The organism is Neobacillus sp. DFD-2R (genome assembly GCF_057747865.1).
The window spans coordinates 3535829-3558869 of the sequence record NZ_CM173228.1; the positions used below are offsets into that span (position 1 = coordinate 3535829).

General features: G+C 36.0%; 20 protein-coding genes. 7 read left to right on the forward strand and 13 right to left on the reverse strand.

What is annotated here, in order from left to right; translation table 11 throughout:
- The first annotated feature begins 239 nt into the window (after positions 1–239).
- Together AC3ANV_RS17675 and AC3ANV_RS17680 are read left to right on the forward strand one after the other, a co-directional pair.
- Positions 240–1589 carry a YheC/YheD family endospore coat-associated protein gene (locus tag AC3ANV_RS17675; RefSeq protein WP_488309996.1) on the forward strand — a complete coding sequence of 450 codons (1350 nt, stop codon included), beginning with the start codon at positions 240–242 and terminating at the stop codon, positions 1587–1589.
- Positions 1590–1701: 112 nt separating this feature from the next.
- Complete coding sequence (locus tag AC3ANV_RS17680; RefSeq protein WP_488309997.1) at positions 1702–2454, forward strand: protein-glutamine gamma-glutamyltransferase; 753 nt, start codon at positions 1702–1704, stop codon at positions 2452–2454.
- Between the two features lie 154 nt (positions 2455–2608).
- Here AC3ANV_RS17680 and AC3ANV_RS17685 read toward each other — a convergent pair whose 3' ends face one another.
- Positions 2609–3448 carry an alpha/beta hydrolase gene (locus AC3ANV_RS17685; protein ID WP_488309998.1) on the reverse strand — a complete coding sequence of 280 codons (840 nt, stop codon included), beginning with the start codon at positions 3446–3448 and terminating at the stop codon, positions 2609–2611.
- A 263-nt stretch (positions 3449–3711) separates the two neighbouring features.
- On the opposite strand from AC3ANV_RS17685, the gene AC3ANV_RS17690 reads away from it, so the two are divergent.
- Positions 3712–4626 (forward strand): DMT family transporter, encoded by a 915-nt coding sequence (locus AC3ANV_RS17690; protein ID WP_488309999.1) that lies wholly within the window; start codon positions 3712–3714, stop codon positions 4624–4626.
- 247 nt (positions 4627–4873) lie between these two features.
- A complete protein-coding gene (locus AC3ANV_RS17695) occupies positions 4874–6208 on the forward strand; it encodes an APC family permease (RefSeq protein ID WP_488310000.1) in 1335 nt (444 codons plus the stop codon).
- 153 nt (positions 6209–6361) lie between these two features.
- On the opposite strand, the gene AC3ANV_RS17700 is transcribed toward AC3ANV_RS17695, so the two are convergent.
- Positions 6362–6928 (reverse strand): MOSC domain-containing protein, encoded by a 567-nt coding sequence (locus tag AC3ANV_RS17700; RefSeq protein WP_488310001.1) that lies wholly within the window; start codon positions 6926–6928, stop codon positions 6362–6364.
- A gap of 205 nt (positions 6929–7133) precedes the next feature.
- Here AC3ANV_RS17700 and AC3ANV_RS17705 point away from each other — a divergent pair, with 205 nt between their 5' ends.
- The 3 genes from AC3ANV_RS17705 to AC3ANV_RS17715 all read left to right on the forward strand — a co-directional run bounded on the left by AC3ANV_RS17705 (position 7134) and on the right by AC3ANV_RS17715 (position 10615).
- The gene (locus AC3ANV_RS17705; protein WP_488310002.1) at positions 7134–7862 is read left to right on the forward strand and encodes a YqcI/YcgG family protein; all 729 of its coding nucleotides are present in this window, start codon (positions 7134–7136) and stop codon (positions 7860–7862) included.
- A 160-nt stretch (positions 7863–8022) separates the two neighbouring features.
- Positions 8023–9330, forward strand: coding sequence for an alkaline phosphatase family protein (locus AC3ANV_RS17710; RefSeq protein WP_488310003.1), 1308 nt, complete (start codon positions 8023–8025; stop codon positions 9328–9330).
- A 22-nt stretch (positions 9331–9352) separates the two neighbouring features.
- A complete protein-coding gene (locus tag AC3ANV_RS17715) occupies positions 9353–10615 on the forward strand; it encodes an MFS transporter (RefSeq protein WP_488310004.1) in 1263 nt (420 codons plus the stop codon).
- 97 nt (positions 10616–10712) lie between these two features.
- Here the strand turns inward: AC3ANV_RS17715 and AC3ANV_RS17720 are convergent, their stop codons facing one another.
- Genes AC3ANV_RS17720 through AC3ANV_RS17770 form a run of 11 tightly spaced genes read right to left on the reverse strand, consistent with a single transcriptional unit; the run spans position 10713 to position 23028 of the window.
- On the reverse strand, positions 10713–11510 hold the full coding sequence (locus AC3ANV_RS17720; RefSeq protein ID WP_488310005.1) for a hypothetical protein: 798 nt from the start codon (positions 11508–11510) through the stop codon (positions 10713–10715).
- Positions 11511–11521: 11 nt separating this feature from the next.
- Entirely contained in the window at positions 11522–13381 is a 1860-nt protein-coding gene (locus AC3ANV_RS17725) for an HD-GYP domain-containing protein (protein WP_488310006.1), read from the reverse strand.
- Positions 13359–13751: a DUF2304 domain-containing protein gene (locus AC3ANV_RS17730; protein WP_488310007.1), complete on the reverse strand. Its 393-nt coding sequence runs from the start codon at positions 13749–13751 to the stop codon at positions 13359–13361. Before AC3ANV_RS17730 ends, AC3ANV_RS17725 begins: the two co-directional genes overlap by 23 nt.
- Positions 13748–14482, reverse strand: coding sequence for a glycosyltransferase family 2 protein (locus AC3ANV_RS17735; RefSeq protein ID WP_488310008.1), 735 nt, complete (start codon positions 14480–14482; stop codon positions 13748–13750). Before AC3ANV_RS17735 ends, AC3ANV_RS17730 begins: the two co-directional genes overlap by 4 nt.
- The gene (murJ, locus tag AC3ANV_RS17740) at positions 14475–15833 is read right to left on the reverse strand and encodes a murein biosynthesis integral membrane protein MurJ (protein WP_488310009.1); all 1359 of its coding nucleotides are present in this window, start codon (positions 15831–15833) and stop codon (positions 14475–14477) included. The genes AC3ANV_RS17735 and murJ overlap by 8 nt, the downstream gene beginning before the upstream one ends.
- Before the next feature lie 16 nt (positions 15834–15849).
- Positions 15850–16701, reverse strand: a complete 852-nt coding sequence (locus tag AC3ANV_RS17745) for a polysaccharide deacetylase family protein (protein ID WP_488310010.1) — start codon at positions 16699–16701, stop codon at positions 15850–15852.
- A gap of 9 nt (positions 16702–16710) precedes the next feature.
- Positions 16711–17877 (reverse strand): carboxylate--amine ligase, encoded by a 1167-nt coding sequence (locus AC3ANV_RS17750; protein WP_488310011.1) that lies wholly within the window; start codon positions 17875–17877, stop codon positions 16711–16713.
- Positions 17878–17918: 41 nt separating this feature from the next.
- Positions 17919–19868, reverse strand: coding sequence for a hypothetical protein (locus AC3ANV_RS17755; protein WP_488310012.1), 1950 nt, complete (start codon positions 19866–19868; stop codon positions 17919–17921).
- A gap of 15 nt (positions 19869–19883) precedes the next feature.
- On the reverse strand, positions 19884–21494 hold the full coding sequence (locus tag AC3ANV_RS17760; RefSeq protein WP_488310013.1) for a hypothetical protein: 1611 nt from the start codon (positions 21492–21494) through the stop codon (positions 19884–19886).
- A 1-nt stretch (position 21495) separates the two neighbouring features.
- On the reverse strand, positions 21496–22596 hold the full coding sequence (locus AC3ANV_RS17765; protein WP_488310014.1) for a hypothetical protein: 1101 nt from the start codon (positions 22594–22596) through the stop codon (positions 21496–21498).
- On the reverse strand, positions 22597–23028 hold the full coding sequence (locus tag AC3ANV_RS17770; RefSeq protein WP_488310015.1) for a hypothetical protein: 432 nt from the start codon (positions 23026–23028) through the stop codon (positions 22597–22599).
- Between the last annotated feature and the right edge of the window lie 13 nt (positions 23029–23041).

Genomic DNA, 23041 nt, shown 5'->3' on the forward strand with positions numbered 1-23041 from the left:
AATTTCCTTCGTATTTAATTGATTTCTATATTCGTGCTATTTAAAAAACGCCTCCTTAAAAGGCGTTTTTTGTATTTATACCCATTTAATTGGTGACTTGTACCTGACTTGTCTTCTCAGGTGCATGACCCCAAGAAAAATTTCATACATTATCCCCCATTTTATTATTCACCTATAACATTATGATAAATTTTTCATAAAATAACTTATCCACAAAATATGATTGGGGGATTAAAAACATGGATTATAGTATTCAATTAACCTCTGACACTAATAGCACGGAGTGTTTTTCTATTCATCCCGATATGGCAAAAACATTAGGAATCTTATACCCAACAAAGAGACTTCTCAGATTCGGTACCCGCTCAATCCCGATTAATGTTGAACTTTCTAATCATCTTCAAAAAAATGAAACAAGCCTATCTTCGGATTTAATAGAACAGTTAAAAATTCCTCTTACCTGCAGCTTTGAGATTCAATTAAAGGAAAACGAAATCCAGCTCGGCCCTCTTATTGGTTTACTCGCGGGGTATTATGATTCATCGATAAAAAAATATCTTGATGATTTAGTAGACTATTTATTTCATTACAATGATATCAAAGGTGCAATCATAGTTTTTTCGCTTGAGAAAGTAGACAAAATTAACAAGTCTATCAAAGGCTATCTTTATAACCCCGTGAAAAAAAGGTGGGATGTAAATACATTTCCTTATCCTTCATCTATTTTCATTATGAGTAGTGAGGTAAGTTCTGCATGGATTAAACATTTTCAATCGGTCATTGGCGATTCGGTTTTTAATGACTTTTATTTGAATAAATGGAGTATACACGAAAAATTAGCTGCCGCCGGCGAAGTAAATGATTATTTGCCATACTCGATTCTTTATGAGTCCCCTCAAGATTTATACTCCTTTTTATCAAAATACCCTAAAGCCATTGTCAAATCTATCAGTGCTACGAATGGGGCATCAGTTTACACTATTTCAAAAGAACAGTCCAATATCATTCTCACCTACCCTAAAAAAGGAGAAACCAAGGTAGTCAGTTATCACGATAAGGACCAAGCCTACTCATTATTTAATAAGTATTTTAGAAAAGGAAAGTATATGATTCAGGAATCAATAGAATTGCTCACTACTCATAATCGAACCATCGATTTTCGTGTCATTTTATTAAAAAATCCCCAAGGTGATTGGCAAGTAATGGGCATGTTTGCAAGGCAAGGAAAACCCGGTACCAATTTAAGTAATATTTACCCTCTAATTGAATTGGGTGAAGTAACATTAAAAGAGGTTTGGGATCTTAGCGAATTGAGCACTACCTTGTTAATCAAGCAAATATATGACATAGCCGTAAAAGCTGTTAAAGTTATCGAGCAAAGCGGAGTACACTTTGCAAATACCGGTGTTGATATTAAGATTGATGCGAATAGGGATATATGGATTATTGGTATTCAGCACTGTAATCCCTCCCATGAGCTTGCTTTAGTAGCGGGTTTTCCTGATCTTTATTATGAAATCCTAAAAACGAATATGCTTTATGCTAAGAAACTTGCCGGATTTGATCCTACCTTCTCATCATATAACTAGATCTTATAAATTTTAAAATACATTTAATAAACGATTTAATAGGTATTGCATATAAATTAAAGGAGTTTCATATTTTTTAGGAGGTGTTTATGATTCATTCAGGAGGCAGAAAATGATTAAAATTAATGATCGGATTTTCAAACCTGAGGAACTCTTTCATGATTTTAAAAAAACCGAACAAAAAACCATCATTAAACAGATGGCTGCCTTTAAAGTCATTTACCGGTATGAAACTTTAAATCAATTGAAATTTGAACTTTTGTTTAGGGCCAACACATTAAAAGCTGCAACCGAACTTAACAAAAGCCGTGCTAAATTTACAACATTTCAATATGCTTTTTGTAATCCCAAGTATTGGGATCGTTTAAGTAATGGTGGATTTCTGCTTAAAAATAATGCGAATCCTTCTGCTGCGATTTTAGACATCATTAAGAATGGACCACTATATGCATTTGAATGTTCCACGGCTGTAGCCATAGTTTTATATATTTCGACTCTTTATTCCATCGGGTCAAGACTATTTGATGCTTACTTCGATAGGCTTTATTTAATGGATTGGCAATTTGACGAGAATCTCCCTGTTTATCAAAAAGAAACGATTGATTTTTTACCCGGTGATGTTTTACATTTCAATAATCCTGATTTTGACCCTAAACAGCCTCATTGGCGGGCAGAGAACGTCATCTATTTTGGAAATGACAAGTACTATGGCCACGGTGTAGGCATAAGAAATGCGAGTACAATTATTAAATTTCTTAACACGAAAAGAAAACAAAAACCCAGTGAATCAGCCTATCTAATGAGACTTGTATCCAGGCCTAATTATAAATCAATTTTCTCGTTAATGATTCAAAGGGAAATTTGAGAAAGTTTGGTTTTAACAAATCTGAGTGTTATAAGGTATGTAAGATGGAGCGTAAGATTACAGTACATTATTGATCGCATTGGGGCCACTTCAATTTAACGAGAAAACGTATTACCTCAATTAGGGTAATACGTTTTTGTGCGTTACAGGAGATTTATACTTGCTTTTGTGTTTGTTGGTCCAGCCAATTTAATAAGTCTTCTAAAAATTGTTCACGGCCCAAGTCATCAAATGGACGATGTCTTGCTGATTCGTATTCAAACTTCTGTTTTTCTTCTGAGCCAACAGTATGAAAGAATTCTCGAAGCTTCTCCGGTGGTGTAATTTCATCCGCTAGCCCATACTGTAACAGAAAGGGCAGCCTGATTGATTGAGACTGGTTCATTATACTTGGTACTACTTGCATTAATCCCCTGCCTAAACCGGGAGTTACCGTATTATGACGCAACGGATCTGAATACAGTTTCTTTACCATTTCAGGGTCCTGGGTTAGTAAATCTGGATTATCAGGTTTATTAATGGTGTAATCCGGCTTTATTTTACCCATTAATGCAATCAGCACTTTATCTGAAGCGGTTACTTCATATGAAATAGCAGGAGCTATGGACACGATTCCTGAAATACCACTCCCATGGAATAAGGTATAATCAAGGCTGATAGCCCCGCCAAGGCTATGACCGACAATATATAATGGCTGCCCGGGATGCTCAGTACTGACTAATTCTCGAAACGCATGTAAATCTCCCCGATATTCCTCCCATTTCCGTATATAACCCCTTACACCTGAACTTTTGCCATGACCGCGTAAATCAAAGGCGTATATAAGATAACCACCTTCAATCAAGCGTTCAGAAATATGTTGAAGCCCTCCGCTATGGTCTCCATGGCCGTGTACTAAAATAACTGCTGCTTTCGGTTCTGATTTTGGTTTTAATACCCGGTAAAACAATTCACGGCCATCCAGGCCATTAAACGTTCCTTCTTCTATGTTCAAGAAAATCTCCCCTTTTTTGAAATGAATAACCTAATTAAACCCAAAAAAACACTCCTGGTAAAACCACTCTAATCGTAATATATATTACATTATCTAAGGAAACTTGCGTTAAACTGTACACTCACAGTGGACAAACCTTCAAAGTGTCTTTTAATGGTGCCTGTCACCATTAGTTCTTTCGCACCCCGAAATACCATGTTATAATAAAAAATGGATTATTAAATTAAAATTTTAAGTTGTCGGAAAGGTTTGTGTTTATCCTTATGTCAGGAAGTAATAATAAAGCTTTAATTAGCTTATTTTTGGTTTCGGTATTATGGGGCTGTAATTATCCCGTAAGTTCTTATTTGCTTCAAAGCTTCTCCCCTGTTTTTTTATCAACGGTCAGGATTTGTTTTACTTCACTCTTTCTTATCATAGTTGCAATTGTCCATAAGGGAATGCAGCGGCCTTCGACATCGGAATGGAAATACCTTGTGGGTGTTGGTATCTTTGGTACACTTTTGAACCAAACTTTTTATTTTACCGGTTTGCACCATACCACACCTGCTAATGCATCATTGATTATTTCGATGTCACCCATCGCTACTATTCTATTGGAACGGATTATTTTCAAAGTGAAATTTACGACGAAAAAAGCTTCCGGAGCAATTATCAGCTTAATCGGTGTGTTTTCGATTATTGGTGTGGGGAATGGTTCCTTTGGAATCTCCTGGGGGGATTTTAATATCCTAATCGCGATGCTTTGTCTATCTATTAGTCTTTTATTTATCCGTGGTTTAGCTAAAACCATGCCTTCTTTTGTGATTACGGTTTATGCAACGGTCCTGGGAAGCGTCCTTATGATTCCCGCTGCAGGAGTGGAAAGAATAATTAGCGGTTCGGTTGTAAGCCATTCTCTTTTGATGTGGATTTTGTTAATATGCGCAGGCGTACTCGCACAGGGAGTGGCCGGCTTTTGGTGGAATGGCGGTGTCGCAAAAGTTGGTGCAGGAACGGCTTCCATGTTCATGAATATCCAACCGTTTGTTGCCATTCTTGCTTCTCATTTTATATTAGGAAATCAAATTATGTTGACTCAAATAATCGGTGGAATGCTCGTATTACTTGGCGTATTTATTGCCAATATGCCAACGGCAAAACCAATAATATCAACTGGAGCAAATAAGAGTGTATAGTATTAAATTATCAAGAGTTCTCAGAAAAAATGAGAACTCTTTTTATTTTTAAGAATAACTTAGAACATCAGATAAGCTTGTTTACAATACTGATTATTTCTTTCCCTTTAAGGAATTATTAAAGAAAGATGAATAAATAATTATACAAATAATACTAATTTAAATATTCTAAAAAAATATTACTTTAAAATTTTCATGTTATAATCCGGTTAAGCAAGACAAAAACATTTGTACACGGGGGATGGACATGAAAAACGAAGCTCACTTGAAGAAAAATATCGGCTTTGGAGTTGCCACATCTTTAGTCGTTGGTACAGTGATTGGTTCGGGAATTTTTATGAAACCCGGAATCGTAATTTCAGACACAGGAAATTCCACACTTGCACTTTGGGCGTGGATTATCGGCGGAATTATCACACTGGCAAGCGGGTTAACCATTGCAGAGGTTAGTGTAAAAATCCCAAAAACAGGTGGTTTGTATGCATATATCGAAGAAGTATATGGAAATTTTTGGGGATTTTTGTGTGGCTGGCTTCAAACACTTATTTATGGCCCTGCTATTATGGGTGCCCTTGGTTTATATTTCGGCTCGCTCGTAGCCGGACTCTTTGGAATACCGGATAGTAATAAGATTATTATAGGAATCGTAACGATTATCTTTCTCGGTTTTATGAATTTATTAGGAACGCAGTATGGCGGCTTCATTCAAAACATCTCTACAATCGGAAAATTGATTCCTATTATCCTTATTGCTTTTTTTGGAATTTTTAGAGGTGATGTTACCGTTCTTAATATGGGCAGTGGGGTTACTCACTCTTTTAGCATGGGCGCTGCTGTATTAGCAACGCTATGGGCTTATGATGGTTTTATGAACGTCGGATTTATGGCCGGAGAAATGAAAAATCCCGGCAAAACTCTTCCGAGAGCGATTATTTTCGGAATTCTTATTGTCATTGTTGCCTATCTAACCGTAAATATTGCCATGCTCCATGTCTTACCTGCAAGTAAAATTGTTGAATTAGGACCAAATGCCGCCAGTACAGCTGCTGCCCACCTATTTGGAAGCATGGGCGGAAAACTAATCACCATTGGAATTCTCGTTTCGATTTTTGGCTGTTTAAATGGAAAAGTATTGACTTTCCCTAGAATTCCTTACGCGATGGCAAAGGACGGATTCCTGCCGGGAGCAAAGGCATTATCTAGCATCCATCCAAAGTATAAAACACCTGTCGGGGCAACTGTGGTTCAGCTTGCAATCGCCATCATCATGATGATTGTTGCCAATCCTGACAGACTTTCAGATATTGCTATTTTTACAGTTTTCACGTTTTATGGTTTATCCTTTTTAGCCGTATTCTTACTTCGTAAAAAAACATCTGTTAGTAAAAATATGTATCGGGTGCCTTTATATCCGATAACACCGATTGTTGCTTTTATTGGGGCGGTCTATATTATTGGAAGTACTGTAATCAATTCTCCACTTGATGCTTTACTTTCTATCGGTTTAACTATAATTGGTATACCTGTTTACGCAAAACTTAACTCAAACAAAAAACGGGACTTACTATCAGAAGCAAGTTAAATAACATTTTAATATATTAATTTGATAGAGTTCAGTTTAGTTGCCAGGGACGAAAAAAAGGACAAGAAGGATATATCCCTCTTGTCCTTTTTTAGTATCTCGCACCGGTATCTTACCTTCTGCTTTCTTATTTTTATGTAATTCCATACGGATTTATTGCATCGGATTTTTTAAATCATTAATCAAAATACGGACTTCATCACCTTCAAAAATTTCCCCTGGCCGTTCAACTGCGCATACAATCCCCCGCCGTTTATACCCCGCTCGGACAAAGTTAGCGGCAAGTTTCGGTTTCGTTTCGTAATGTCGCTGGATTTCCTCACCCGGAAAAATACAGGGTTGATTTTCCCCCATACAGATTAATCCCGTACCGTTTGGAAAAAGGATACGGGAACCCATCGGCAGCTTTGTAAGTTCAGGATAACCGTTCAGTAATAGATTTGCCCCAAGCCATTCCGGTAAAACATATTCTACCCCCAGCTCTTCCGCAATTTTTTGACATTCTTCCTCCGAAACAATCGTAATTTGACGGCGATTTAAAATCTCTGTTCCTTTTGGATACATCGGTTGCCGGGAATCAGAAGGATAGGTCACACCAAAGTGTCGATCTCCTTTAATTCCGCCAAATTCAAGACACACTTCGGGAATTCTTCTTGTTACAAATGTTTCGGGTGTATCGGCTATTAGGATCGCATTCATCTTTGCATTCGCTTTTTTCATAAAACACCTCTATCTTTTTTCTTATGTTATAAAAATTTATAACAGCTTATTTTGGTTAATTCAAACAAACTACTTCGGTAAAATCATTTACTTATAGTCGTAAAAGTTATATTCCCGGCATGCAAAAATGGCTTGGAAGCTGCTATGGACATTCACCTATAAAGATTTTCCTTCATATCCTATTGCGATGGGAGGAGCGTTTAAGATGTTGTTTACAAAAGAATCCATATATAAGAGCGGTCTTGAAAAATGGAAGAGGGCTGCAGTAGAAGAATTCTCGGCAAAACTGGACGATAAAAACTCCTTATTTCCCTGTATACCTGCAACTCTTGGGTATCGACTAAATCATTTCCGTTATGGATTTGTTTCTGATCCGAGAAATATCTCCTCTGCAGATGAACTTGCCAAACTATTAGAAGCGTATTCAAAATGCTTTCGAAACTTCGGAAATTACACATCCTTGATTATCTTTTATGAAACATCCCAAGAATTAAAAGATAGTACCCGTGTAGAGCCCTTTGAACAGTTGTTTTGGAAACAACTCAATCGCTTAGCTGAGATCGATTGTAAAGAATGGCCGCGACATATACCAACAGACCCGCATAATCCGCTATGGGAATTTTGTTTTCACGGGGAACAATATTTTATGTATTGTGCGACCCCTTCTCATAAAAATAGAGTCAGCAGACATTTTCCTTATTTTATGCTGGCAATTACCCCCAGAACTGTATTAGTGGAATTCCACTCATATGAAGCCCATGCCTCAAAAGTAAAATCAAAAATCCGCAAACGATTGACGGACTACGATTCTATTGGAATTCACCCGGACTTGAATAGCTATGGAAAAGAGGATAACTTCGAGTGGAAACAATATTTTTTACATGATGACAACACCTCTATTTCTAATTGCCCCTTTCATAAAAATAAGGGATAAAATAGATAAAAATTTCAACAAGCCTGATTTCTATAGTAACTATGGATTTCACATGGGAATTTTTCAAATAAGGGAAATTTCCATGTGATTTTTTTTATAACAGGAAAGTTTTTATAGTACAATGAAAATGAGCAGGCATTGCGATAGGAGGTCTTTAACTATGGAACGTCTCACAGACCATTTAATTGTCATTTCATTTGATTGCCTTTCTGCTTTAGATTTCCCATTACTGCAAACACTCCCCCATTTTCAGACACTCCTTCAACATGGTGCAATTGCCCCAATTGTCGAGTCTATTTATCCTTCGATTACCTATCCTTGTCATGCTACAATTGTTACGGGAAATTATCCCAATCGGCATGGGGTGATCAATAATACTCTATTGCAACCAGGCTGGCTTTCTCCTGATTGGCACTGGTTTCGTAACTCTATCAGGGGAACCACTATCTATGATGAAGTAAAGAAGGCTGGTATGACGACAGCAGCATTACTTTGGCCGGTAACAGGAAAAGCGAATATCGACTACAATATGCCGGAAATTTTTGCGAATCGGCCCTGGCAAAATCAAATTCTTGTTTCCCTTTTAAGTGGAAGCCCTCTTTACCAATGGGACCTGAATAAACGATTTGGTCATATTCGAAAGGGTCTAAATCAGCCTGAATTGGATGACTTTGTCCTGGAGTCAACGGTCGATACGATAAAAACAAAGAAACCGAATTTATTATTAGTTCACTTTACAGACTTAGATACACAGAGGCATTATCACGGGTTTTCTTCCGAGGAAGCAACCGCTGCGATCCACCGTCACAATGAACGGCTTGGCAGGATTATTGAAGCCCTTAAGGATAGTGGTATCTATGAAAATTCAACCATTGTGGCCTTAGGCGATCATAGTGCATTAGATGAAAACAAAGCCTTACATCTAAATGTTCTTCTACATAAGCAAAAGCTAATACTAACTAACTCCAAAGGAAAGCTGATAAATTGGAAAGCCTATAGTAAAAGTTGTGATGGGTCCGCATATATTTATCTAAATGACATTCAAGATACTAAGACATTTGATGAAGTTTCCCTACTATTACATTCATTAAAAGCTGATCCCGAATCAGGGATCGAACAGGTGCTAACCGGTGAACAGGCTGCTGAAAAAGGCGCTGACGGGACCTGTGCTTTTATGGTGGAAGCGCAAAAAGGCTTTTACTTTTTAGAGGATTTTCAAGGGGAATATCTTAAAACGATAACCAGGGAGGATGTTACTGCAGATAAAAAATATACGCTGGCAACACATGGTTATTCACCCAAAAAAGGAGCGTATTCAACGATTTTTATCGCATGTGGCAAAGGGGTTCACCCCATCACCCTGCCTTCAATCAGACTAATAGACGAGGGGCCGACGTTGGCGAGGCTTTTAGGGGTTAGCCTTGGAGAAACTGATGGAAGGGTTTTGGAGGAGATGTTAAAAATCTAAAAAAGAAATGGGGGAAAAACAGATGAGCAAATTGTCTAAACCGGAAAAAAGCTGGGTCTTTTATGATTGGGCTAACTCGGCATACTCCTTACTGATCACTACAGCCATCTTTCCATTGTACTTTAAAGCGGCTGCAAATAATGCCGGACTTGCCGCGACTACATCCACTGCCTATTGGGGTTATGCCAATTCAATTGCCACACTTCTCGTTTCCGTTTGTGCGCCAATACTCGGTACGATTGCAGATTATCAAGGGTTTAAGAAAAAATTCTTCACTTTTTTCTTCACGTTAGGTATTGTATTTACAACCTTTCTGGCAGTTGTGCCTAATAGTCAATGGTTTATTTTGCTTATTTGTTATATGTTCACCGTCATCGGTTTTGCGGGGGCCAATATCTTTTATGATGCCTTCCTTGTTGATGTGACCACTGAAGATCGTATGAATCGAATTTCTTCTAGAGGATTTGCCATGGGCTATATTGGCAGTACCATTCCTTTCATCATAAGTATAGCACTCATTATTCTATCCCAACAAAAGGTTATCCCGCTATCTGTAACAGTAGCGAGTCAAGCTGCTTTTGTTATTACAGCACTTTGGTGGGGGCTGTTCACGATCCCGATGCTTAAAAATGTCCAACAGGTTTATTATATTGAACGGGTGGCGAATCCTATATCGAGCAGCTTCAAGCGAATGTACGCAACCTTTAAACATATTAAGTCCTACCGTCCGCTATTTCTTTTTCTGCTCGCTTATTTCTTCTACATCGATGGGGTTGATACGATTATTACAATGTCCACCACGTATGGGACAGATTTAGGAATCAGTTCCACCAACCTTCTCATTATTTTATTTGCCACACAAGTGGTGGCCGCTCCATTCTCCATTTTATATGGCAAGCTTGCAGAAAAATTCAAAGGAAAAACCATGTTGATCGTTGGTATTTTCGTTTATATCGTCATATGTACCTATGCCTATTTTATGAAAACCACTTTGGATTTCTGGATCTTGGCCATGCTGGTTGCTTCCTCTCAAGGAGGGATTCAAGCATTAAGCCGTGCCTACTTTGCGAGACTTGTCCCGAAGGAAAATGCGAACGAGTTCTTTGGCTTTTATAATATCTTTTATAAATTTGCAGCGATCTTAGGACCTTCCTTAGTCGGTCTTACCGCATACATTACAAAAAACACCAATAGCGGTGTATTTTCCTTAATCATCTTATTTGGTATTGGTGGTTTCATTCTTTACAGAGTCCCGGAAAGTGCAAACAAAACACAGGAAGTATAATTTACTGCCGGACGGTATATTTATAAACAAAATAGGAGTTCACTTTATACTAGTGAACTCCTATTTCCTTAAATAAAGAGATAATAAACCTGAATATCTACCCTTTTATCATATTAACGCCTTCTACATAATTTTCTGATGCATAGTATAAAAGAAAATCATGCTTTTTGGCAATTTTCCTTGCCTGTAGGTAACTTTTTCTCTCTTTTTCAATAGTCTCTTCAAGCAGTAGGAAAATCTTTAAATTGTGTTGATCTTTATACATGGAAAGTTGGCGAATAATCACTTCTACCCATTCCTGACTTTCCGGTAAGGTAAAAGGTGGATTTTCCCAGAAAATACCATCAATTAATGAAACCGTCTTACTTGAAACAAATTCTAACCCGTTGTTTTGAATCAACAAATGATGAGGATATACTAATCTCACAACAGATAGAAAATTTAACGCTGCATTTAATTGCTGCTCTTTTAACGGGTATGGTATCAAATTGAGTTCTAGATCCCCAATTGTATCGATAAAAAGTCCATCTGATTCTAAAACATTAAAATGGTAGTTTATTTTTGTTAATAAATAATTGATCCATTTTTTTGATTGCAGGTTTACAAGGTAGGTTCCAAACGCGTCATTCTTTAATGGTTTTCCATCAATAAGTAAGAAATCCTCACTAGACAACTCCTGAAAAATAGGCTCAGTGGGATGAACTTCTAGTAAGCTTAAATAAGTAATGATCAACGTATTATTTAATTTTAAGCGCCCAAGCTCTTGAATCTTTAACCCCTTTGGATCAACAATGGCAATATCAAATAGTGACAATTCCTTTCCTTTTCCATAGCCGTAGTACAAAGCATAATTTTTTGCAAGTAACAATCGATCCTTACGGAAACTGGTTAGCATGTCTGACATCTCTATATCACAGCCTCTTTCGATCGATCTATCCTTGACATTGCTTCAGTGTAAACAAGGCAGGTTTGGCACATTTTGCCGTGGGCAAGACAATTATTTCGCTCAAACTCCCAGCAATTCTGATTCATTTGGCCGAATGCAGGGCATTGTGAACAAATAGATGAAGGTGTACAGCATACTTCCCAGCAATTTCCTATAGCCCTATTTCCTTCAGCAACAGCCCTTTTTTCTTCATACCAGTTAAGAAAAATTGCAACAATTTTTGCATCCAATTGAGAATCTGATGAGTCATTTATTAGTTTAAGTGCATCATCAAATGGTAAGGGATCACGATAGGAACGACCGTTGATTTTGGCAAGAAAGGTTTGAACTACTGAAATAATTCTTGCTCCAACAGGGATATTTTCACCTACTAGTCTAGATGGATAACCGTTTCCATCCATCCGTTCATGGTGATGTCTTATATATAGTGCAACATCCTCTTGAGCAATAGTGTTTTCGATGATGGTTGCACCGATTTCGGAATGGAGCTTCATTTGTTCATATTCCTTATCAGAATATATTCCTTCTTTATTTAATAAACCATCGGATAATCCAATAATTCCAATATTACTTAAATACGCTGCTAGTCCTATGCTATGAATTTGAAATTCACTCAATCCCATCTTCCTTGCAATGGCCATAGAATACTTCGACATAAGCATCGAAGCTCCGATTGTAAATGGCGACATTTGGTCAATTAAATCTGCAATCATTTTTAAGAAATCAATATAGGCAACAGAAACCTGTTTAGTCCCATGTTTTATTTGAACAAAATGCTGAATTTGTGTCCAAAGCGTTTTTATTGACTGTATTCTAGTATTCTCTACTTCTTTAGACTCACCCTCAAATGAAAATAGCATGATATACTGCTTTCCTATTAAAGTAAATTGTGTCATGACCAAATAGTCGGCACCATTGATCATTAAGAGTTCACTCAGTTTTGCATGGCGTGTTGAAGTGTTTGAAATAATCGAAAATGACTTGTCATCTATTAAACTCTTAATTTTTAGAAAAAGTTCAGAATTATTATTTAGGTTTTGCACTATTTGCTTACTTACCCCAAAAGAATACGCTACTCTTTGGAAAGAGGAACTTGCCTCTAACATCGTACATGTCAATGGTTGAGTGTTTTTAATACAGGTTTGAATAATTAACTTGATAAATTCTACTTCATGGATAAATAAGTTATGAATATATTTGACTGCTTTAGCAGATGTTGTAAGCACGTCGTAATTTCTTTTTTGATCTTCCTCTTCAATTAGGTTTTTAAGAGGGACCTCTAACAGCTTTCCTATTTGATCAAAATTCCTTAGAACTTTATTTGGGACTTTATTGACTGGTCCAATTTGAATAATGCCTTTTCCACCTTTTATCGGAATAGTCAATAAGGGAACTTCTCCTTCTTTTACAATGGTTGTCAATGAAGTTACACTATCCGCTGGAAGGGAAATAGATGGATCAAATTTTTCTTTCTCGTAAGGTACTAATCCGCTATACGATGGAGCAATGTTTGTGTCAGTTGTCAATTGACGAACAGCCTTTAATGTATATTTTTGATTAGCAGGATTATAAATATAAAAACAATAATTAGGAGCCATAACTAGCTCTTGTGTTTTCAAAAGAATCAAATCTAAGTTTTTCTCAATACCAAGTGTTGGTTTATAATTGTCAATAAATGATTGTAGAAAATTCATCCCGACATTTTGATGCTTCTTCTTTGAAAGCGTAATAAAAATTAATAGGATAGAAACAGCAAATAATATGATAATAGCCAAAATTAAAAGTAAGAGTCCAATATCATTCATGATTTTCTCCATCATATTCAATTCCCACCTCTGTTACCCCGCTGTTTACATGCTGATCATGTATATGACTAAGCGCTAAATATTGAGATATATCTTTAACTTTACTAGACAGCTTTGTAATTTGTATCGTTTGATAAAGACTAAATAATAATAAGACCAGCGTTGATAGCAAGAATAATAGCGAGGGAGGATAAGCAATCCCTAACCACTTCGCTGATTTATCCAGCAATGCAGGGTTACCGGCAATTAGAAAAATGAGTAACGTACCTGCGAGCCATATAACAGAGTTTCTCTCACTAATTTTATTCTTCAATAATAAACTAACAACCACAAATGAAAATAATAATGCACAGACTATTAAAAAAAATTGTAGATAGCTATTCATGATGTTTTCCCACCCGTAAGATGCATTTTATTTTTCATTATAACAATTAAAATACTTAACAAAGTTTGGGCCATGTAGATGAAAGGCTTCAAGCCGGAATGATGAATTTTGCTCTCTCCATGTTCCCGATCAAACATATTAACCGGTATCTCCAAAATCGTAAGTTTCTGAAGTAAAATATCTATAATAAAGTTGCTATCAGGCAAATCATAGTAAAAATTCCGTGAATTTGTAAATCGTTTGTAAACATTTGCTTTAAATGCTTTAAATCCCGAAGTAGGATCAGTAATCCGTTTCTTTGTAATCCTATAAATGATGGAACGGAAAAATTTTACGGCCGCCATTTTTGAAAAACCGATTTTCATATTACTATTATTAAGAAATCTTGAACCAATGACAACATCTACTTCATTTCGTTTAATTGCTTCCATCATATCCTTAATACACCCGGGATCATGTTGACCGTCTCCATCAAAAAAAATGACATAGGAATAATTATTTTTTTCTGCATATTTAAATCCTGTTTGAAGTGCAGACAAGTATCCGAGATTTGTAGGGTGACTTAAGACTTGGGCACCACATTGCCATGCTTTTCCGGCTGTATTATCTGTGGAACCATCGTCAATAATAACAATATCAATCGGTAAGTTCAGTTGATTTAATGAATGAAAAACATTTCCCACATTCTTTTCTTCATTGTAAGCAGGGACTACAACTAAGAAATCATTCATATGAAACTCCTCCCTTCTGTTCTACTGAAAATAAGCTTTTAATGAAATAAGCGAGAATTATAATACCGCTAAATGAAGAGGATATCGCTGCTGCATAACCTATTCCCGCAGCTCCCATTGATGGTACCAAATAATTCAATAGAACAATATTTAAACTGCTTCCGCTCAAACCGATAATCAATGGCACTCTCATTTTTCCTTCCGCTAAATAATATCGAGTACAAAAAACAAATAAGCTCTGCCCTACGATTGATAACCCATACCCCTTTAAAATCGTACTGGTTAATTTAACAGACTGTAAATTAAAGGAACCTCGTGCTAAGACAATTTTTAATAATGGCTCCGAAAAAATTACCAAAAGAATTGATAGACTGGCAGAAACCAAAATAACAAACAAAAATGATTTTGTTAGATCACGTTTTAACGAAAAGGTATCATTTTTTTCAACATGTAAGCTTATCGTTGGCAAAATAAATGTATTAATTGCCGCAATAAAAACCCATAGTGGAAATTGTGAAATTCGATAGGCATAGGATAATGCAGCAATGGTTCCGGTCTCAAGGGTACTAGCTATAAGTCTCTCAGAAAAAAGAGCAGCTTGGCTGAATAATAAAATAATTAAATAAGCTAGAAATGTAGAAAATATTTTCCTTATTTCTAAAAGATCACTTTTTAAGGAACAAGCAATAAAGGTCCATTTTATTTTCTGCTTCCTTAATACATAGTACCAAGTCAAACAACCAACAAATAGGGTCGAAATCGTCATCACGATTGAAAATAGCCTACCACCCTTCAATTGTGGTATTCCCGCCCATTGACAATAAGATAAACATACCAAAAGAAAAAGATTATAGATAATCGGTGTGACCGCTGGTAAATTGAAACGTCTGGATGCTTGTAATACAGACGAGCCCAAAAGCCATATCGGGGCAATTCCGATAATAGGAGACAAAATCATAAAATAATTGAGTACTGTTTGTGAATTCCCCTTATTCGTTAAATGAAATAATTGAAACAAAGATGATTCAGAAAAAATAATACCTCCCCATATTAGTAACGACCCAATAATAACTAGTGCAACTAACTTTTGAATTGTACCTATATATATTGAGACGTCATCTTGTAATGCCAACCTCGTTAATACAGGAATACTAGAAACCGCGATTGCAGCTCCAACGAGATTATTTCCGATCGTATCAGGTAAAAAAAACGCTAGATTAATTGCATCAGCTACATTACTTGTTCCAAAATATGCGGCTAAGAGTACATCTTTTAAAAACGCAATAAGGGCTAGTAGTAGGTTTGAGAAAATAAGTAATTGTACTGTATTGGAGGGTTTTGTTTCAATCAACCTACATTCCCACTTTCTAAATTTCTTTATGCAAGATTTTTTGCTGTTGCAAGACTTTTCCAATTGGAGCAAAGTCAAAATTCGCTAATAATTTTCTCAATTTACGTTCGGTTGAATGCAAACGATAATATTGAATGATAAAAATGAACCAGCTTGTTTTCCATTTAGGAATGTGGGGATCTATTTCCCAAGGGTGGACATAAACTAGTCCAGATCTTGTTTTGTTAATTTTTTTTAGCAACTTAGCAATCACTTGATAAGGAAAAAATCGCAAATAAAATCCTCCAGCAAATGGAAAGGTTAAATTTTTACTCACTTGCATAACTGTGGGTGGGAACTCAACTAAATCAAGATGTTTTCCATCTAGTACAGGCTTAAATGGATGTGTCGGTATACCACTCAACCCGGATAATGGTGTTTTAAATGGCTGTAAACTTGAATCAATTATGATTCCATTCTGCTCTAAAAAATGCAGGACCTCTAGTTTATCATGTGAAATAGACCAGGAGGGCGCCCGATACAGCTTGATTTTTTGTCCGGTTAGTTTTTCGAGTGTTTCAATTGATTGAAGAACATCGGTTTTAAACTCTTCCATTGATTGTTTATAGACTAGTTGGTGATTCATCCCATGTGTCCCGATCTCATGACCACGACCTGCAATCTCATTCACAAGTTTAGGGTATTTTTTCGCCACATCCCCCAAAATAAAAATTGTAGCTTTTACTCCGAATTCATCAAAGAGATCTAAAAGTTTCATTGTATTTTGATAAACTGTCGAAGGGAGCCTGTCCCATTCACTTTTGGGGATATTAAGCCCATTGGTATGATACCAATCCTCAACATCTACTGTTAATGCATTCAACATCATTCATTTCTCCTATCGCTTAAAAAACATTTTCCATGACTTCATACTAAAAGCCATACGAAAACAGGTAAGTATTAACATAATCCCAGGCATTGGATCTGAAAAACAAAAAGTATCATCATAGACACTATGTTTTTTTCCGGAAAATAGCGATGGATTCATCGAAAATCTCTTTGGATTCAATAGAAAGTGCAGTATATCTCCAGGAAACAGCCATCTGCTTTTTCTCCCTGCCTGGTATTGATTTTGATTGCTTACCTCTACGTCCATGCATAATTGAAATAACAAATAGGGAAAATCAATACCACACTGAACCGCCAAATCTAATGAATTCCAGAAACGAGGGTTAATTTCCATTAATGTCGGCTGACCCGTCCGATGATCAATCATATATTCTACTTCGACAATTCCACTCCAGTTTAACGGTTTCAATAGGTGGATGCTGCGCTCAATTAAAGCATCAAAAGCAACACTTTCCTGAACAGTACTAGGACCTATTTGAATGGGAAAATGCCGAATCTCTTTTTGAACAAAGGATGCCTTTATTTCATGGTTATTATTATAAAGTAGACAAACGTCGTATCGTTCTCCAAGCGGAATATATTCCTGTATCATTAGCTCTGGATATTCTCGCTTCATTTCAGGAAAAACTTCAAGTAATGCTTCCTTATTATCTACTTTGCGGATCCCTCTTGATCCACTGCTTTTACGTGGTTTGATGATTAAAGGGAAGATGGCAGCGTCAGCGATTTCACGTAATTCCTTTTCATTCTTTGGCAGAAAGGTCTCAGGACATCCTACCATTTGGTCTTTTGCCAGCTTCATCGTTTCATATTTATCTGAAGCCACAGCATAGGAAGTCTTCGTTGGTAAGATACATCTGCATAAATTTTTTATATCCCCGATATTATCCATCACAACATCCATAACTGCGTCATCCATTGGCATAAGAACAGGAAAATTACTTTGTTTAAGCCTATGAATGAGCCAGTTTAAGAAGAGTTCACGTTTCTCTATTGGATCAGGGTATTTCATTCTTTTATTGCAAAATTTCGAGAACCCGCTCGGTGAAAACCAAGACTTTTCTCCTACAACTGTTTTAATCCCTTTACATCCGAGTGACCTTGTTGCGGACAAAGATTTTCTCAACAAGCCATCCGTAATCAGTACTGTTTGCATTTATTCACCGCTTTTCTCGATATGACGTAATGATTTATTAGTTAATTGTTCTCAGGGATATCAAGACGATAGACAATAATGTTTTTGTTTTCAAAATAAATTTCAACTTTATTGCCTGCTGCTTTATGAGTGCTTATCCACCTTGTTAATTGTTGATATTCTTTAGCTCTCTGTTTGTATTTTGGTTCTGCCCGTTGATAAATACTATTAGTCTTAGATACTTCAAAGACTTTTTTCTCCTGAAAAATAAAAATATGCGGAGGTAAATTTCTATCTGTGACAATTTGATTAACCTTAGTCAAGTTTTTCCCTTTTGGATTATAGTTCTTTAGAAAATCGCCAAGGTGCATGTGATAACCGGCACCTAGAGAAACGGAATAACCCTCATCCTGTGAGACAATCATCCATGTCTTTGGTAGAAACTTCTGACTTATCTTTAAATATTCTTCGATATTTTCATTATACTCAAGCTTATATGGAATAATCGGTGCTGGCTTACAGCTGATTATCGTGATAACAATACCTATAACGGCGGTTAGATTTAGAAATACATTCGATTTTAATTTCAAACCATTAAATAAATAGGATACCGTTATTCCGGTACAAAATGGTATAGTCATTCCCCATAAATCTACAGATCGTGAGGCAATTAAGGTGCTTTGTGTCAGTACCCCTCCGGCATAATAAAGGGCAAATACACTCCCGCCTGCCAATATGGTAAATACAGCTATAAATCGTTCTTCCCTTGTTATCTTTTTCCGAAATTGAAGTAAGAATAAAAGGACAATAAATCCTAAAGCAACATAGTTCAATGTGCCTAGCTTAGTGAAATGATAGGTATTTCGGCTAACTAAATAGTCAGCCGATGAGGAGTTCAAATTTTTCCCTAATATATAACCTGTCCCAAGTGGCAGCATGGAGAGTATAACTGTAAGAATCGCCCCAATACAAATTTGTAAGATCGGTTTCATCTGCTTTTTTAACGTCAATGCTGCACTTAAAACGATTAATATTACTAATAATCCAATCAGTGCAAATGCAAATGAATGTACCAATCCAACTATAGCTGTACATATTAGGCCTACATAAAAATCTTCCTTTTTCTCTCTAATAAAATAGTTTAGTAAATAATATACAGCAGGAAAGATAAAAACAAAGGCAAACTCTTGTGAGTTCGTTGCTGCTTGGCGGTCAATTGGGAAAAAAGGAGTTATTACCCAAAAAATTCCATAAATCCACGACGCCATTAATGCTCCAATGCCGTTAGTTGATAATTTACGGACCACAAAATATAGCCCGGTGGCAATCATAACCGTATTTAATGGTCCTGTATACCGTAAAATAAAAAGCGGGTCCACCGCTGCAAATTTGAAAAGTGAGTCCAAGTAAATATGAAATCCTTGCGGGTAAATACCATCATGGAATAAATCACGGCTATCAATATATTTCATCCACGCAAGTGTAACGTAACTATCTGACAATGGAAGTGCTGCATTGACAAAGGCATCATAGATCCGAAGATAGAAAGAAAGAGAAATAATAATGCCAAAACCTATTCCTTCAATAACCAAAAACCAGGTAAAGTTTTTTCGTATTTTTATGCTTTGATCTTTTAGCCAACGCACCAACCTCGTTTTTATCATCTGATGATTGGTTTTGGTTAATCCATCGAGTAGATCAAATAACCCTTTGAGTAGATAATGCATAGTAGTATCTGTTTTCGATTTATCTTTTTGTTTCAGGTATCGAAATCCATTAATAGCTAGGAAAACCATTAATAACGAAAGTACCTCAAAGAGTTTAGTAATAACCAAGGTGTAGCCAATAAAAATAAGTAACAGGATCATTTTTACATAACCTGAAAACCAGCTTTCGATCCTATCTTCGTATTGGGATTTAAATAGGAATCCGGGCAAAAAGATAAATAAAAAGAAAAACGAAAATGAATAGTGCAATAATGGCAATAAATGAGTGTAAATAGATGAATACATTTTATTCGTTCACCCTTATGAAGCAGCATATAAATAATAATCGAGATTTTTAAAAACTTTAATCATTGATTTTGTTGTTAAAAAAGCCATTAGGATGGTTCCAATAAATAAACCTAAAATAGCATATTCATATGCAATCCATCTGCTTAATAAAAAACCTATAGTTAAATTAGTTATTAAAGACGGAATTATGGCTTTAACCACCATCTTTGCCTGTGAAAGTGCAAATAAAATAACAGAATTCATTAAACAAAAGGCCAAAATAATATATGAAACTACTCCCCACCACAACACAAATAACGTAATATGACTTGACAAAAGATTCTCGCCGTTTACTTTTATTGAAATTTGATTATACCAAAGAATAAATCTATAAATGGCAACAGAACTGAGAACTGAACTAATGACTATATATATAGCCATTTTTCGATAGGTTTTAAGAAATCTTTTGTACATCTTGTCTGCCTCGGCTGCTAGATAACTCTTCTGACTTGACTCAATATCTAACATAAGTTTTGATAAAACAACTTCGCTAACTCCCATTGGAATAATAATTGTGAGTAAGGCAAAGTCTAATCCAAGTTCATACTGACCTCTAAATATGATGAGGAAGGGCATAAATTCTTCATGTTTTGACCAAGCATTAATTCTATCGATAAACAAAAAGCTAAAATATAAAAACCCATAAAAGAAATATGGCCAGATGGAATAAAGCGTAATGGAAAATCTCGGTAATTTTATCGCAATCCCCTTTTCACCTTTTCTTTCTGCAGCCATAAAAAAATATAAAACTAGCAGAATACTGCAAACTGAAACAATTAAAAGCGAAATTAATTGAGAGATAATGATATCCAGTTTAAAAATTTCAAAAAGGAGGTACACCAGAAAAATACCGAATACAATTAGACCAGTAAAAATAAGTTCTTTTTTTAAAATGTACATTACTGTAACTGAGAGCCAAATTGTGGTAAGGAAAAAAAAGAATAAAACAATCAAGAAAAGCATGTCAAAAGTAAACATGTTAAAAATAAGGCTCAGGCAAATTAATAAGCATGAAATGACAATACATACTCCAAATCCAATCCCAATAAACAGGAACGTAGTCTTACGTGCTAGATTATAATACCCTTGAGTTATGTAGAAAAAACCCCGCCTTGCAATGGCTTGTGTAAATCCACCTACTATAACAAAGCTAAGAATGGTTCCAATTGCGATACTCGTAGCATTCTTTAATGATAGAAATTGATATGACCAAAGCGAGAATTTCATCGTAAGCATCGCTGCCACGGAAACGGCCATGGGGAAGGCAAAAATTAACCCCCGTAGGAAACTTCGCACCATTTCTACAACCAACGAAGTGCCCCTTGGTTTTTGGACATTGGAAAAAGGTTGATAGTTAATGTTTGACTGAATTGCTTCCCACATATACTCTGCTAATTCGAAAATATCCTCTACTCCAAATTCCTTTGAGACCCGGATGTCATTCCACCCCATTGATTCAAGTAGTGCGGCAATTTCAAATTTATCTTGAGGTTGTAGTTGTTTTTCTAAAACTTCATTTAAGAGCTGATTAAAGGTACTCGAATCTAACATGACGCCAAAAGATGGAGGTAAAGTTTCCTTCACATTAATCCACTCCTGCTCCCGTTAATTTCATGTTCACAATTAACTCAGCTAATCTGCCTTCACGATTTGCTCTTTCAACAGCCTCACGGGTAATTAACGAGTTCCGGGCAACGATAATATTACCATGAAGATCATATAAGTCCTCCCCGGCAACCTTCCCGACAATGTATTGTGTTTTTATGGAATCTATTTGCTCTAGTAAAGCATCGTTTTTGTTTTCAGATACCATTTCAGGTATTTTGACAGTTCCCATTGTTTTCTTAGCTTTCTTTTTTTCATTACCATTAGATTGAGATGATATGTCATCCTTTTTCTCAATAAAATTTTCCTCAGATTCTTTATCTATGGTAATAAATCCATTTTCAATGTAGGTTTGATCTTCTTGAAGGAAAGTGAGGCTAGTATTCGCCCACTCCTCGACTTCTCCCCAAAAGTTTCCAGGATTATGATGGACTTCAGTTTTTGAAGGTGCTTCAGCATTATCCATAAGGGCCTTTGCACCGGGCTTTAGATTCTCAAATTCTGATTCATCTCCAAAAGATTGTGTCAGTTCAATATCATCATCAAATGTCATTTCAACACTTGCGGCGACCTGACTAACTGACAGCATTTGATCAGAATCTATTTCCATTTGTTCCTTTCTAACTTTTTGTTTATTTTTAGCCAGACCTCTTAACTCGGAAGTCAAAATATTGGATTTTGAGAGATTTTCCCAAAGCGTAAATTGGTTCAACAAAACAGAAAATAACTTTTCTATTGATTTTATTTCTAGGTTTAAATCTCTAATTTGTCGATTAATACTATTAGTATTCTCGGTAAAATTCTTTCGTAATGTTTCCATCTCTATTTCTTTTTGTTCGTTTAAGTGATGGATTACCTTTTTTATCCGTTCTTTTCCAAGAGTCATAAATTCATGATCTTGAGTTTGGTTCTGATTTTCTTCGATTATTACATTTATTTCTAATTCTAGGTTTTTATTGTCGGCTTTAATGCTATCTAATTCCAACTGCAATTTCGTAGACTCAGATGTGAAATCGATATTAATTTGTTTTAATAACTTATCTATAGGAGCTTTTCGTAAACCAAATATTTGTTGTTTCATCTACTTACTCAGTTCTTTCTTAAGTTCAATTTTTTGGCCGGACAATGTCTTTAAATATTGGATGGCATCTTGAACACGCTTTTGAGCCAACTCCAGTTGCTGCTTCTTTTGCTCTAATTTTTCTACTTGCTTTCTGTCCATCTCTTGCAACTCATATTTAAACTCTAAAATTTCTTTGGTTTGCTGGATAAAGTGTTCCATAAATATTGAATTAAGTTCTTCGGCAAAAGTGTTTTTCGGAAGCGGCTGCTTCCTTTCTTTTAATTCAGCTTTAAGAATTGTATTCTTCTCTTTTTCTTTCAGTATTTCCTGGTGAAGAAGCCCAAGTTCCTTCTGATGTTGATTCTGTAAAGAATGTATTTGCTCACTCACATCCTTTGCATTATAGCCGATAATAGCACGTTCCTTATAGAGTGTTCTTTCTATGTTCAACACGCCCACCTCC

Bases quoted from the DNA above. Each gene is read 5' to 3' on its own strand.
- AC3ANV_RS17675 (WP_488309996.1), top strand. From the start codon at position 240: ATGGATTATAGTATTCAATTAACCTCTGACACTAATAGCACGGAGTGT.
- AC3ANV_RS17680 (WP_488309997.1), top strand. From the start codon at position 1,702: ATGATTAAAATTAATGATCGGATTTTCAAACCTGAGGAACTCTTTCAT.
- AC3ANV_RS17690 (WP_488309999.1), top strand. From the start codon at position 3,712: ATGTCAGGAAGTAATAATAAAGCTTTAATTAGCTTATTTTTGGTTTCG.
- AC3ANV_RS17695 (WP_488310000.1), top strand. From the start codon at position 4,874: ATGAAAAACGAAGCTCACTTGAAGAAAAATATCGGCTTTGGAGTTGCC.
- AC3ANV_RS17700 (WP_488310001.1), bottom strand. From the start codon at position 6,928: ATGAAAAAAGCGAATGCAAAGATGAATGCGATCCTAATAGCCGATACA.
- AC3ANV_RS17705 (WP_488310002.1), top strand. From the start codon at position 7,134: ATGTTGTTTACAAAAGAATCCATATATAAGAGCGGTCTTGAAAAATGG.
- AC3ANV_RS17710 (WP_488310003.1), top strand. From the start codon at position 8,023: ATGGAACGTCTCACAGACCATTTAATTGTCATTTCATTTGATTGCCTT.
- AC3ANV_RS17715 (WP_488310004.1), top strand. From the start codon at position 9,353: ATGAGCAAATTGTCTAAACCGGAAAAAAGCTGGGTCTTTTATGATTGG.
- AC3ANV_RS17720 (WP_488310005.1), bottom strand. From the start codon at position 11,510: ATGCTAACCAGTTTCCGTAAGGATCGATTGTTACTTGCAAAAAATTAT.
- AC3ANV_RS17725 (WP_488310006.1), bottom strand. From the start codon at position 13,381: ATGATGGAGAAAATCATGAATGATATTGGACTCTTACTTTTAATTTTG.
- AC3ANV_RS17730 (WP_488310007.1), bottom strand. From the start codon at position 13,751: ATGAATAGCTATCTACAATTTTTTTTAATAGTCTGTGCATTATTATTT.
- AC3ANV_RS17735 (WP_488310008.1), bottom strand. From the start codon at position 14,482: ATGAATGATTTCTTAGTTGTAGTCCCTGCTTACAATGAAGAAAAGAAT.
- AC3ANV_RS17745 (WP_488310010.1), bottom strand. From the start codon at position 16,701: ATGATGTTGAATGCATTAACAGTAGATGTTGAGGATTGGTATCATACC.
- AC3ANV_RS17750 (WP_488310011.1), bottom strand. From the start codon at position 17,877: ATGCAAACAGTACTGATTACGGATGGCTTGTTGAGAAAATCTTTGTCC.
- AC3ANV_RS17755 (WP_488310012.1), bottom strand. From the start codon at position 19,868: ATGTATTCATCTATTTACACTCATTTATTGCCATTATTGCACTATTCA.
- AC3ANV_RS17765 (WP_488310014.1), bottom strand. From the start codon at position 22,596: ATGAAACAACAAATATTTGGTTTACGAAAAGCTCCTATAGATAAGTTA.